The organism is Nitrosomonas cryotolerans ATCC 49181 (assembly GCF_900143275.1).
Classification (GTDB): domain Bacteria; phylum Pseudomonadota; class Gammaproteobacteria; order Burkholderiales; family Nitrosomonadaceae; genus Nitrosomonas; species Nitrosomonas cryotolerans.
Window position 1 is genome coordinate 2,466,012 of the sequence record NZ_FSRO01000001.1, and the last position, 12,590, is coordinate 2,478,601.

The following is a 12,590-nucleotide window of genomic DNA, read 5'->3' on the forward strand; positions in this document are numbered from 1 at the left end:
AGCCAGTTAGAGTGCCAATGACCCTAAACGAACCCCATTCCCAAAGCTAAATACAAGCAAGCATGCAGGATCTATGAAAGATTAGCAGTATACCAATCCATAGCATGCTTAAGCCCGTCATCAATGGGATGGGTCGGTTCAAAACCCAGTAAATCCTGAGCCTTGATAATACTGGCTTGAGAATGACGAACATCGCCCTCTCGGAAAGCAACATATTCGGGCCGATGATCACGAAGGTGAGGAAAGCGCTCAATCAATATTGAACGCATCATTTCATAAAGCTGATTCAGTGTCGTACGTTCACTGAGCGCCACATTATAGATTTGGTTAACCGATTCCGAGTCATCAGCCAATGCTGCAAGCAAATTAGCCTGGACCACGTTATCAATAAAACAAAAATCCCGGCTGGTTTCACCATCCCCATTAATATACAATGTTTTATTTTTTATCAGTGCTGCAATCCATTGTGGGATTACGGCAGCGTAAGCACCATTTGGATCCTGCCTTGGGCCAAATACATTAAAATAACGTAATCCGATAGATTCAGTGCCATAACAACGTGTAAATACATTTGCATAAAGTTCATTAGCATATTTGGTCACTGCATACGGGGAAAGCGGCTGTCCAATCACCGATTCTACCTTCGGTAAATCAGGATGATCACCATAAGTTGAGCTGGATGCAGCATAAACAAAGCGTTTCACTGAAGCATTCCGAGAGGCTACCAGCATATTCAGAAATCCGGAAATATTATTTTCATGCGTTAAAATTGGGTCTTCAATTGAACGCGGAACAGATCCCAGGGCAGCTTGATGTAGCACGAGGTCAACATTTTGACAGGCCTTGTTACAATCCTCCAAATGACGAATATCCCCTTTCAAAAAACTAAAATTAGCCCAGGCGGCCGCCCCAACCAGACTTTCAACCTGATCCAGATTATATTGATAGCCCGTTGAAAAATTATCTAACCCAATCACTCTCTGATTCAGCTTCAACAGCGTTTCTAACAAATTAGATCCAATAAAACCAGCAACACCGGTGATTAACCAACAATACTGATTTTCACTCAGGTGTCGTTGAATATTTTGATATCGTGTCATACTTAGCCAATTCCCGATAATATCAAATTAGAGTCGCCAAACATTAAAACCTGCCGCACGAAATGCTGTCTGATCAAACTGTGACTTAACGTCAATGAAACAACCATTTTGAACAAGCTTAGATTGGAGATCTGCAATAGTTTTCATGGTAAATTCCCGATGAGAAACCGCAACAATCATCGCTTCAGCCTGCGGAAGGCTTTCCCATGATTCAATTTCCATCGTGTACTCATGTAAGGCTTCTTTAAAATTTGCGACAGGGTCATGGATGTGAATTTCAACGCCATAATCCTGAAGCTCACGAATCACGTCAATAACTTTAGAATTCCTTAAATCCGGGCAATTTTCCTTAAAAGTCAGTCCAAGTATATTGACTTTAGCTCCCAGAACATTGAAACCAGCCTTGATAATTTGCTTGATCGTTTGCTCTGCAATAAACTTTGCCATGTTGTCATTAATACGGCGTCCGGCTAATATTACCTGAGGAATATAACCGACCATTTCTGCTTTATGCGTTAAGTAATAGGGATCTACCCCGATACAGTGTCCACCGACCAGACCGGGACGGAAAGGAAGAAAATTCCATTTAGTCCCCGCCGCCTCTAAAATTTCTAATGTATCAATTCCCAGCTTATCAAAAATAATCGCTAACTCATTCATCAGCGCAATATTTAAATCACGCTGCGTATTCTCAATCACTTTGGCGGCTTCCGCAACCTTGATACTGGATGCACGGTATACTCCAGCAGTCACAATGCGCTCATATAGTCGTGCTATCTTCTCTAATGTATCTTCACTGTCGCCTGCCACAACCTTAAGAATAGTAGTCAAAGTATGTTGTTTATCACCAGGATTAATCCGCTCCGGCGAATAGCCCACGTGAAAATCTTCCTTCCATGTCATGCCTGAGCACCGTTCCAATACCGGAATACAAATTTCCTCCGTCACCCCAGGATATACGGTGGATTCGTAGACAATAATAGCACCCCGTTTCATATTTTCACCAACACTCTCACTTGCACTAATCAGTGCTTTAAAATCAGGTTGATGGGAAAGATCCACAGGTGTAGGTACCGCAACAATAATATAGTCCGCCTGAGATAATGCAGTTGGGCTAGACGTCACAACCAGCTTGCTTGCTTGCTGTAAATCCGCCGATGCAACCTCACCGGTTGGATCGATATACCGCTGATAGCTCTCGACCTTACTAATAGAAAAATCGTAACCGATTGTTTGCTGTTTCTTTCCAAATTCAACTGCAAGAGGCAGCCCCACATAACCCAATCCAACAACTGCGACTGTATCCATATCTATTTGTTTTCTCCACTAATTTTTCGTATACATTTCCACAAACACACTTTTTAATATAAATTCGAAACGATATCAATGGATACTGTACTGAAGAACAGCGCTCGCGCTGACTCTATCGACTTACCATTGCCAAGATAGCTGATTATTGATAATTAGCGTGTTATTAAGCAATGATATCTAAAATAAAATATCACTTTTATGTGCTATAAATAACAGAGTTATCGAAAAAAAGATAGATAATGACACTCATAAGTGCTGGAATTATCTGAATCGAATCTATAAAGTTCATAGCATAGACAAAAAGAGAGGTATTTACATGCGTAGCATCAACATTAGCATTTTTAGAAAAAATTTATTCACTATTTTGATTCCGATTCTACTCATTAGTGGAAGTCTAGTCGCCTGTAGTGAGGCCAAGGATACCCAAGTACTAATCTCAGAAGCCACACAATACCAACAGAGTGGAAACGATAAAGCAGCCATTATTCAGCTTAAAAATGCTTTGCAACAAGATCCCGATAATTCAGAGGCACGCTATCTTCTCGGCACTATCTATAACCAGACAGGTGATCATAAAGCAGCAGAAAAGGAATTAAGTAGAGCGCTGAGACTCGGAAGCGATCCTGGCAAGGTATTACCTGACTTGGGCAAAGTATTATTTAATCTTGGTGAATTCCAGCAATTACTGGATAAAACAGAAATGCTTTCAGCCACGAACAATCCAACCGAATTATTACTATTGCGTGGCAATGCATTTCTGGCATTAGGTAAATATCAGGATGCCAGGAATGTCTTTGAACAGATACTTAAAAAAGAACCCGACTCTCCCGGTGCGTTAATCGGACTCGCTAATTATTCGCTTTCTGAGAAAAATCCAGAGATGACGATAAAATTTTCTGAACAGGCGATAACCAAGAATCCGGATAACGCGGATGCCTGGTTTTTCAAAGCTGATTTATTACGTGCTCAAGGCAAAATCGAACAAGCCTTGGCAGCTTATAATCAGGTTATTCAATTAGAACCTGGCTATTTCTCAGCTTATATTAACCGGGCCATCATAGAAATCGGTACAAGAGAATTTGATGCGGCAGCAAAAAGCATTGATGCGGCACGCAAGATATCATCCAATGCATTATCGGTCATTTATACTCAAGCACTTCTGGATTTTAGCCAGGGAAGGCAATCTGATGCACTCGCATCAACACAACAAATTCTCAATGTCGCACCAGAACATTTACCCAGTATATTGCTTGCCGGCGCCGCGCAATTCTCCTTAGGATCGTTATTACAGGCAGAACAGTATCTAGAAAAATACTTAAAAAGAATTCCGGGTAATCTATATGCACGCAAATTAATGGTAGCTATCCTACTAAAAAGCAACCAAACACAGCAAGCAATTAATATTCTGACCCCAACACTTGATATCGTGCAGGAGGATCCTCAATTATTAGCTCTGGCTGGAGAAGCCTATATGCAGGCCAAAGATTTTACAAAAGCGACCGCATACCTCGAAAAGGCAAATGAACTTGCACCGGATAATGCAACACTCCACACTGCCCTCGGTATGAGTAAATTAGCGCTGGGAGATAGTAATCACGCTATTGCAGAACTGGAACTCGCAAAGAATTTAGATACAGCCTCTCCCAGAGCCGCTATTCTGCTGACTCTAACCCACCTTCGCTTAAAAGAATTTGATAAAGCCTTATCTACAGTAAAAGTACTTGAAAAAGAGGAGCCCGATAATCCTCTTTATAAAAATCTAAAGGGGGGCATTTATTTAGGTAAGCAAGACTTCTCCAATGCACGCATCAGCTTTAATCGGGCACTCTCAATTCAATCGGATTATTTCCCTGCAATCAAAAATCTAGCACGACTAGATATTCAGGAAAAGAATCCGGATGCTGCCAAGAAACGTTTTGAAGCGATTCTAAAAAAGGATGAAAAAAATATCCAGGCCATGAATGCATTAGCTGACCTTGCTCAGTCCCAGGGTAACATTAACGAGGCAACGAACTGGCTGGAATTAGCAAGCAGCAAGAATCCGAATGCTATGGAACCGGCTATACAACTTGCCACACATTATCTACACCTAGGTGAAAAGAAAAAATCACTTACCCTTGCCCAGAAATTGTATGGGACTTATCCAAACCAGCCGAGTGTCTTGGAAACTCTGGGACAGGCACAATTTGCCAATGGTAATCAGTCTGCAGCACTAGAAAGCTACGAAAGGCTCGCTGTCAATTTACCAAAGTCTGCTGCTGCTCAGCTAAAGATAGCCACTATTCACGCTGCTATGCAGAATCAATCGGCCGCTTCAATTGCCCTGAAAAAAGCTTTAAAAATGCAACCCGATTATCTGGATGCGCAGGTGCTGCAATTTAGACTTGCTGTGCAGAATAAAAATGAAAATGAAGCATTCAGCATATCCCAGAAAATACAGAAAGAGCATAATCAGCTGCCTATCGGCTATATACTCGAAGGTGACTTGCTAATGGGACAGAAAAAACCTGAGCGTGCTTTGAAGGCATATGAACAGGCATTTCTTATCGCCCCAAGCAGTCCATTAATCGTCAAACTACACGCAACATTAAGTCAAACAGGGAAAGAAAAGGAAGCCAATTCCAGACTAAACCAATGGTTAAATAAATATCCAGGTGATTCAATTGCTCGTTTATATCTCGCAGAAAATTATCTGGAAAAGCAACAATTTGATGCAGCGGTTCAGGAATATCAATCTATTCTAAAACAATACCCAGAGCATACATCAACACTCAATAATTTAGCATGGCTCTATCAGCAGGAAAAGGATCCTCGCGCACTAGCATATGCAGAGAGAGCCTATAAGCAAGCCCCTAATTCACCTGCGATTCTAGATACTCTAGGATGGATTCTGGTAGGAGAAGGAAATATAACTCGGGCTTTACCGCTCTTAGAAAAAGCAGCTTTTCTGGCACCAGAAGCAAGCGAGATTCAATATCATCATGCATTCGGATTAGTAAAGTCAGGCGATAGAACTAAGGCGCGGGACATTCTCGAAAAATTACTGGTTTCAGACAAGAATTTTCCAAGGTTTAATGATGCTCAGGCATTATTAAAACAGGTTCAATAACGTACTAACATACCGATTAATATTATTACGCCATTCATTTAACAACAGATGGGTTCCTGGGAACAGCAGGAGTCCATCTGTTGGGCTCAGACGTTATAAGTTCATAAATATCATTGCATTAGTCATGCTGAATGTTTTCCGACCACTGTTCAGGTGTCAGCGTTTTCATTGACAATGCGTGAATTTCTTGTTTCATTCTATCCCCAAGTGAAGTGTACACAAGCTGATGCTGTTGAATTACGCTTTTATCACGAAATTCGGCACTCACAATAACTGCATTGAAGTGGTGACCATCGTCTCCTTCCACTTTCACCAACTCACATGGCAAAGACGTTTCAATATAATGTTTAATATCTTCAGCTGTAATCATTCAATCTCCTTCATGCATAGACCTCTCAGCATGTTATTTTGATATACCAGTTTAAAAAGCAGAACCTAATGTCGCAACTTATAGCCTGTTTTTAGTATTTGTATCGCCAGAGCCGATATCGCTACAAAACACGCTGTTACAATCATTAAACTAAAATAAGGTGAAATATCCGAGACACCAAAGAAACCATAGCGAAATCCATCGATCATATAGAAAAATGGGTTAAGATGCGATAAATGTTGCCAGACAGGTGGTAATGAATGAATCGTATAAAATACACCCGATAAAAATGTCAGCGGCATAATAATAAAGTTCTGGAAAGCGGCGAGCTGATCAAATTTTTCTGCCCAGATGCCGGCAATGACTCCTAATGCACCTAGCAAAGCGCTGCCCATTATCACAAACAATAGTATCCATAATGGCAAGTACAATGGGAGGTCAAAAAAAATTAAAGTTATTAAATAAACACCTGCGCCCACCATCAGGCCTCGCACGACCGACGCTAATATATATGCAAAGAATATCTCCCGATAAGATAAGGGTGACAACAAGACGAAAACAATGTTACCACTGATTTTTGATTGAATCAGGCTCGATGATGCGTTAGCAAAAGCATTTTGTAGCACAGACATCATAATCAAACCAGGAATTAAAAATAGGGTATAAGCCACACCAGGATAAATCTCTACGCGTGCTTCTAGCACATGAAAAAAAATTAATAGATACAGTAAGGTGGATACTATCGGCGCCAGTATCGTTTGGAAGCCGACTTTCCAAAAACGGAGCAGCTCTTTATTCAAGAGTGTGAAAAAACCAATCATTTTAATTCAAGTTCGTTCTTTCTCATTATATTAACAAAAACTTCCTCTAGGTCAGGTTGTAGTAACTGCATTTCCAGTATCTGTATATTCGTTTCGCGCAATAGTGCTAATAGTGGCTCAATCTGAAAATAATCTTCAATTTTAAGAATATAACAGCCATCGACACAGCTAATTACTTGTTTCTCTAGTTTTGGCGGCAGTATATCGGGTGATAATCTCAAACGCACAGAATATCCCGGGTTATCATGAGCCGTATGACTAATCAGATTTTGCACACTGTCTAGTGTTACAATTTTTCCCTGCTTCAGCATTGCTACGCGATGACACAGTGCCTCTGCTTCTTCCAGATAGTGTGTGGTTAATACAATTGTATGACCATCCTGGTTTAACTGTTTAATGAAATTCCAGAGTGTCTGACGCAATTCGACATCTACACCCGCAGTGGGTTCATCCAGTATAATAACAGGCGGTTTATGCACTAACGCCTGGGCAACCAATACGCGGCGCTTCATACCCCCTGATAGCGCTCGCATATTCGTATTCGCTTTATCAGTCAGATCCAGGTTATGAATGATTGTATCGATCCAATCATGGTTATGTTTAATGCCATAATAACCAGACTGAATAACCAATGCTTCACGTACCGTAAAAAAAGGATCAAATACCAGTTCCTGCGGAACAACACCCAGCATACGTCGGGCCTCACGATACTCAGTAACAACATCATATCCCATTACACTGACGGTTCCAGCGCTCGCCAGCGATAACCCCGAAATAATGCTAATCAGCGTTGTTTTCCCTGCACCGTTTGGGCCCAGCAAAGCAAAAAACTCACCTTTTTTAATTTCAAGATGAATATCTGACAGCGCACATACCGTATCAAAGTGTTTATATACCTGTTTGACTTCAATTGCTGGAATCATGGCACGAAGAAATAGAAAAAGCTTTAATTACAGGCTTCCATAATTAGATATATGAATTAGTTAATCAGTCAATTTATTATTGAGACCCAATGGCAAGAATTCTGAAACACCATACAGTTGAATAAGGCTTCTTATGTTTTCTGGTACATTAACAAAGTGTAATCGGCATTTCCGTCGATTGGATTCACGTAGCCACTCCAATAACATACTGACCACAGATGAATCCACTTCAAGGATATTCTCCAGATCCACAACCAAATGACTACTATCAACAAATAAGGAAATGACTTCCTCTTTCAAAGTAATCACATTGTTTATCGTTACCGGCCCTTTGATTTTAATCTTATTATCTTCACATAGAATCATTTTAAGTTATTACAGGCTGCCTTAGGTTATAACCATTCCCTATTTACCTTCCAACGAACGGTTTTTTTCTGTTAATGTTTTAATCAATCCTTCAACACCGCCTTTTCTAATCTGACTATTAAAAGAGCCACGGTAATTCGTAACCAAGCTGACTCCTGCTACGGTCACATCATAAACTTTCCAGCCTTCAGCCGTTTTTTCCATACTGTAATTAATCGGTACAGGCTGTCTACCTTTACCTTGATTTACCCGGGTTTTCACCATCGTATCCGTTTTATTCCCCAAATCATTAATCGGATTAACTGTGATAATCTCGTTTTGATAACCCGATAACGAGTTGGAATAAGTCCGGACCAATAAGGTGCGAAATTCTTCAATCAACTGACTTTGTTGATTAGATGCAGCCTTGGCCCAGTTCTTTCCCATAGCCAGCTGAGTCATGCGCGTGAAATCAAAATGAGGAAGTATCTTGTTTTCCACCAAATCAAGAATTCTATCTTTATTTCCAGATTTGATATCACTATCCTGCTTAATAATATCCATCACTTCTTGTACAGTTTCATCTACTAGTATATCAGGAGCCATCACTTCCTTCGCCCATGCTGGAAATACCAATAAAAGAACAACTGCCAACATCATTATCCCAAAATACTTTTTCATAGTTTACTCATCAATCTTTTTCAATATCATGCAGCAAATTAAAAATAACCAGTTAATGTCGGACTTTCATGCTCTTCATCAAAAAGCATCATCCTCGGTCGCTTTATCAAATAGAAAGCGACCAATCATTTCTTCCAGCACAATTGCCGAGTTGGTTTTCATAATCTTATCACCATCCGCCAGCATCACTTCATCACCACCGGGTGATAAACCAATATACTGTTCGCCCAACAAGCCCGATGTTAATATACTCGCAAAGGTATCTCTGGGAAATCGATAATGGCTATCTATAGTCATAGTCACCATTGCATCATAAGTTTCAAGACTAAACTGGATAGCAGTTACACGCCCTACGACAACACCTGAACTTTTTACTGGCGCTCTGTTTTTCAGCCCACCGATATTCTCAAAATTCCCTGTCAACGTATAACCCTGCCCGGTACCATAAGTACTCAAATTTCCTACCTTTAGGCCCAGTATTAATAATGCACCTATTCCAGAAAGAACAAACAATCCCACCCATAAATCCATGGTCGTCCGCTGCATCAGTTAACTCCTCTAAACATGAAAGCAGTCAAAATAAAATCAAGTCCTAGAATTACCAATGATGAAGTAACCACAGTACGCGTAGTTGCGCCCGATACCCCTTCTGCTGTAGGCGGCGCATCATATCCTTCAAAGACTGCAATGGCTGTCACTGCTATACCAAAGCAGCAGCTCTTAATGACGCCGTTTATTACGTCAAACCTAAAATCTACCGCATTTTGCATCTGTGACCAGAATGATCCTTCATCCACACCGATAAAGACCACCGTAACTAAATAACCACCAAATACACCCATAACAGAGAACATCGCAGCCAGAAGCGGCATTGAAATCACACCAGCCCAAAAACGAGGAGCAACAATCCGCGCGATGGGGTCCACTGCCATCATACCCATTGCTGCCAATTGCTCGGTCGCTTTCATCAGACCCACTTCCGCTGTAATAGCAGAACCCGCACGGCTGGCAAACAAGAGTGCAGCGACTACTGGTCCGAGCTCACGTACCAGAGACAATGCTATTAATGAACCGACTGCAGTTTCAGAACCAAACTTCTGTAATGTTTCATAGCCCTGCAAACCCAGTACCATACCTACAAACAAGCCTGACACAAGTATGATAATGAGTGACAATACGCCCGTAAAATAAAGTTCGCGCGCAACTAAACCAAAACGGCGGGCGCTGGTAGAAGATTTTAATAGCACCAGTAGGAAAAAACGACTAGCATAGCCTAGCCTCCAGGTACTCTCTATTACATGGTGGCCAAAATTCTGAATACCGGAAATAATACGTCTAGGCAAAATACTCTCCCAAATCCAAGTCCTTTTTGTATGCCTGCGCCGGATAATGAAAGGGCACTGGCCCATCTTCTTCGCCATGTATAAACTGATGTACAAAAGGAATAACTGACTCACTGACTTCTTTAGGCGTTCCCTCTGCAGCAATCACACCATCTGCTATAAAATACACATAATCAACTATTTTTAAAGACTCTTGCACGTCATGCGTCACGATAATCGATGTCATGCCCAGTGCATCGGTCAAACGTCGAATCAGGTTTCCGATGACACTCAAAGAAATCGGATCAAGACCTGTAAATGGCTCATCGTACATAATAAGCATCGGATCCAGTGCAATTGAACGTGCTAATGCCACACGTCTTGCCATACCACCTGAGAGCTCAACCGGCATCAAATGCTGCGCCCCACGCAAACCCACCGCATTCAGTTTCATTAGTACCAGATCACGAATCATAGACTCAGGTAAATTGGTATGCTCTCGCATTTGAAAAGCCACATTATCAAATACGGATAAATCAGTAAATAATGCGCCAAACTGAAACAACATCCCCATCTTGCGGCGTAATTCAAACAGTGCGTTTCTGTTGAGCGTATGCACGATCTGGTTGTCAAATTTGACATAGCCCACAGTCGGCTTCACTGCACCACTAATCAAACGCAATAATGTCGTCTTACCGGAACCGCTACCACCCATAATGGCAATAACCTTACCCCGTGGCATAGTCATATTGGCACCCTTTAGAATTGCACGTGAGCCATAAGAAAAGTTCAGGTTTTTAACTTCAACTAAAGTTTCATGAGTCATTCTTTTATGGGAGTTATTTATTGATTTAATAAAGTTTTAGTTTAATTCAGCCTATCTTGCAGCAAGTGTAATACTTCTTTTATCTCATTTTAATATTCAGAGAATAAGCTTTTAGATCTTTCTTGATTTCAGGCGCAAGCATATACAGTCCAATAATATTAGGAATGGCCATAGCAAAAATCATCGAATCGGTAAATAAAATAATATTTGATAGCTGAGCTGAGGCGCCAACAACAATAAACAAACAAAACACGATCTTATAGATGCCTTCCACAACATCTCGTTCACCAAAAAGATAGGTCGCACATTTTAATCCATAGTAAGACCATGAAATCATAGTCGAATAAGCAAACAAAAACACTGTCAGTGATAAAACATAGGGAAACCATGAAAGGCCCGTAGCAAACGCACGAGATGTCAACTCCACACCTTCTATTCCACCACCTTCGACGTATGTTCCAGAAATAACAATAACAAGTGCTGTTACCATGCAAATGATGACGGTATCAATAAATGGTCCAAGCATCCCAACCATGCCTTGGCTAATCGGTTCATTCGTTTTGACCGCACTATGCGCAATAGCCGCTGAGCCCAGACCAGCTTCATTAGAGAACGAAGCACGCTGCACACCCATTAATAAAGCACCCATCATTGCTCCAAGTCCAGCTTCTGGATAGAGCGCCATTTCAAAAATAGTCTGCAACGCATCAGGAATAGCAGTATAGTGAAATCCGATAACCACAAAGCCAGCAACAATGTAGATAGCTGCCATAGCGGGAACAACCCGGCTCGCGACCGCTGCAATCCATCGAATTCCACCAATAATGACCAATCCAACCAGAATTGCCATGAATAAACCAAATAACCAGCCTTTATCTAACAACAAGCTAGTATCTCCGCCCGTTACAATCAACGCCTGCTGATAAGCTTGATTCGCCTGAAACAAGGCGCCTGCCCCCACTGTGCCGCCAATACAACATATCGCAAACAATCCGGCCATAAACTTACCCAAATGTGGGCTGTGGTACTGCTCGAAAGCATGACGCAGGTAATACATGGGTCCGCCTGAAATCGTTTCTGGATGATGCCTGGAAGCGTGTAAGCGATATTTTACACCCAATGTCACCTCGGCGAACTTAGTAGACATACCAAACAAACCCATAACAGCCATCCAAAATGCGGCACCAGGTCCACCGACAGAAATGGCTACTGCAACACCCGCAATATTTCCCAGCCCCACTGTCCCCGAAAGGGAGGTCATTAATGCCTGGAAACGATTAATTTCTCCATCGTCATTTTTATTATCGTATTTCCCACGTAAAACATCGATGGCATGCTTGAAATAACGCAGATTGACCGCATTAAAATACAGCGTAAAAAAAAGTGCAGCTACAACCAGCCACACCAGAATCAGCTGAATCTCCAGGCCCATTATCGAGATACTATAAAAAATAACAGAAGCTACTGCATTTGATATTGGCTCAAAGGCCGCGTCGATTACGTTATCGATTTCCATTAAAAACAACTCTCCCTTTGCACAATACCTATTTTCACTCAAACAAAATGCGAACAAAAACGGTTTGTGCAGACTTAATCTAATTTATTCCAGAAAATATTCTCTTCTATTTTCGCTCAGGTCATACAACTGCTTCAGGCCACAGGATTTTATTTATTAGTTTTTATACTGGAGCCATAAACAATTTCATAAATGAGCAGCTTACATGATTGGCCAATTCATCAGATGATGGATTACTATTCCTGGGATACAGAATGCGTTGAAAC

12 protein-coding genes are annotated in these 12,590 nt (G+C 41.2%); 1 reads left to right on the forward strand and 11 read right to left on the reverse strand.

Translation table 11 applies throughout. The annotated features are described in order from the left end of the window. Positions 1 to 71: 71 nt before the first annotated feature. Both BUQ89_RS11000 and BUQ89_RS11005 read right to left on the reverse strand, forming a co-directional pair. Positions 72 to 1,100 carry an SDR family oxidoreductase gene (locus tag BUQ89_RS11000; protein ID WP_028460713.1) on the reverse strand — a complete coding sequence of 343 codons (1,029 nt, stop codon included), beginning with the start codon at positions 1,098 to 1,100 and terminating at the stop codon, positions 72 to 74. A 27-nt stretch (positions 1,101 to 1,127) separates the two neighbouring features. After that, positions 1,128 to 2,408: a nucleotide sugar dehydrogenase gene (locus BUQ89_RS11005; protein WP_028460714.1), complete on the reverse strand. Its 1,281-nt coding sequence runs from the start codon at positions 2,406 to 2,408 to the stop codon at positions 1,128 to 1,130. A gap of 319 nt (positions 2,409 to 2,727) precedes the next feature. Between BUQ89_RS11005 and prsT the strand changes: the two genes are divergently transcribed. Beyond that, on the forward strand, positions 2,728 to 5,520 hold the full coding sequence (prsT, locus tag BUQ89_RS11010; protein WP_028460715.1) for an XrtA/PEP-CTERM system TPR-repeat protein PrsT: 2,793 nt from the start codon (positions 2,728 to 2,730) through the stop codon (positions 5,518 to 5,520). A 118-nt stretch (positions 5,521 to 5,638) separates the two neighbouring features. Here prsT and BUQ89_RS11015 read toward each other — a convergent pair whose 3' ends face one another. The 9 genes from BUQ89_RS11015 to BUQ89_RS11055 all read right to left on the reverse strand — a co-directional run bounded on the left by BUQ89_RS11015 (position 5,639) and on the right by BUQ89_RS11055 (position 12,324). Further along, positions 5,639 to 5,890, reverse strand: coding sequence for a BolA family protein (locus BUQ89_RS11015; protein ID WP_028460716.1), 252 nt, complete (start codon positions 5,888 to 5,890; stop codon positions 5,639 to 5,641). A 65-nt stretch (positions 5,891 to 5,955) separates the two neighbouring features. Continuing rightward, positions 5,956 to 6,711, reverse strand: a complete 756-nt coding sequence (locus BUQ89_RS11020; RefSeq protein WP_028460717.1) for an ABC transporter permease — start codon at positions 6,709 to 6,711, stop codon at positions 5,956 to 5,958. Beyond that, complete coding sequence (locus BUQ89_RS11025) at positions 6,708 to 7,634, reverse strand: ABC transporter ATP-binding protein (protein ID WP_177183568.1); 927 nt, start codon at positions 7,632 to 7,634, stop codon at positions 6,708 to 6,710. The genes BUQ89_RS11020 and BUQ89_RS11025 overlap by 4 nt, the downstream gene beginning before the upstream one ends. 60 nt (positions 7,635 to 7,694) lie before the next feature. Beyond that, on the reverse strand, positions 7,695 to 8,000 hold the full coding sequence (locus tag BUQ89_RS11030) for an STAS domain-containing protein (RefSeq protein WP_028460719.1): 306 nt from the start codon (positions 7,998 to 8,000) through the stop codon (positions 7,695 to 7,697). A 39-nt stretch (positions 8,001 to 8,039) separates the two neighbouring features. Next, complete coding sequence (locus BUQ89_RS11035; RefSeq protein ID WP_028460720.1) at positions 8,040 to 8,660, reverse strand: MlaC/ttg2D family ABC transporter substrate-binding protein; 621 nt, start codon at positions 8,658 to 8,660, stop codon at positions 8,040 to 8,042. A 78-nt stretch (positions 8,661 to 8,738) separates the two neighbouring features. Further along, entirely contained in the window at positions 8,739 to 9,206 is a 468-nt protein-coding gene (gene mlaD / locus BUQ89_RS11040; protein ID WP_028460721.1) for an outer membrane lipid asymmetry maintenance protein MlaD, read from the reverse strand. Further along, positions 9,206 to 10,003, reverse strand: coding sequence for a lipid asymmetry maintenance ABC transporter permease subunit MlaE (gene mlaE, locus BUQ89_RS11045; RefSeq protein WP_028460722.1), 798 nt, complete (start codon positions 10,001 to 10,003; stop codon positions 9,206 to 9,208). Before mlaE ends, mlaD begins: the two co-directional genes overlap by 1 nt. Continuing rightward, positions 9,996 to 10,808 carry an ABC transporter ATP-binding protein gene (locus tag BUQ89_RS11050; RefSeq protein WP_028460723.1) on the reverse strand — a complete coding sequence of 271 codons (813 nt, stop codon included), beginning with the start codon at positions 10,806 to 10,808 and terminating at the stop codon, positions 9,996 to 9,998. Before BUQ89_RS11050 ends, mlaE begins: the two co-directional genes overlap by 8 nt. A 79-nt stretch (positions 10,809 to 10,887) precedes the next feature. After that, positions 10,888 to 12,324, reverse strand: a complete 1,437-nt coding sequence (locus BUQ89_RS11055) for an alanine/glycine:cation symporter family protein (protein WP_036572508.1) — start codon at positions 12,322 to 12,324, stop codon at positions 10,888 to 10,890. Between the last annotated feature and the right edge of the window lie 266 nt (positions 12,325 to 12,590).

Coding starts and splice junctions, on each gene's coding strand:
- BUQ89_RS11000 (WP_028460713.1), bottom strand. CDS start 1,100: ATGACACGATATCAAAATATTCAACGACACCTGAGTGAAAATCAGTAT.
- BUQ89_RS11005 (WP_028460714.1), bottom strand. CDS start 2,408: ATGGATACAGTCGCAGTTGTTGGATTGGGTTATGTGGGGCTGCCTCTT.
- prsT (WP_028460715.1), top strand. CDS start 2,728: ATGCGTAGCATCAACATTAGCATTTTTAGAAAAAATTTATTCACTATT.
- BUQ89_RS11015 (WP_028460716.1), bottom strand. CDS start 5,890: ATGATTACAGCTGAAGATATTAAACATTATATTGAAACGTCTTTGCCA.
- BUQ89_RS11020 (WP_028460717.1), bottom strand. CDS start 6,711: ATGATTGGTTTTTTCACACTCTTGAATAAAGAGCTGCTCCGTTTTTGG.
- BUQ89_RS11025 (WP_177183568.1), bottom strand. CDS start 7,634: ATGATTCCAGCAATTGAAGTCAAACAGGTATATAAACACTTTGATACG.
- BUQ89_RS11030 (WP_028460719.1), bottom strand. CDS start 8,000: ATGATTCTATGTGAAGATAATAAGATTAAAATCAAAGGGCCGGTAACG.
- BUQ89_RS11035 (WP_028460720.1), bottom strand. CDS start 8,660: ATGAAAAAGTATTTTGGGATAATGATGTTGGCAGTTGTTCTTTTATTG.
- mlaD (WP_028460721.1), bottom strand. CDS start 9,206: ATGCAGCGGACGACCATGGATTTATGGGTGGGATTGTTTGTTCTTTCT.
- BUQ89_RS11050 (WP_028460723.1), bottom strand. CDS start 10,808: ATGACTCATGAAACTTTAGTTGAAGTTAAAAACCTGAACTTTTCTTAT.
- BUQ89_RS11055 (WP_036572508.1), bottom strand. CDS start 12,324: ATGGAAATCGATAACGTAATCGACGCGGCCTTTGAGCCAATATCAAAT.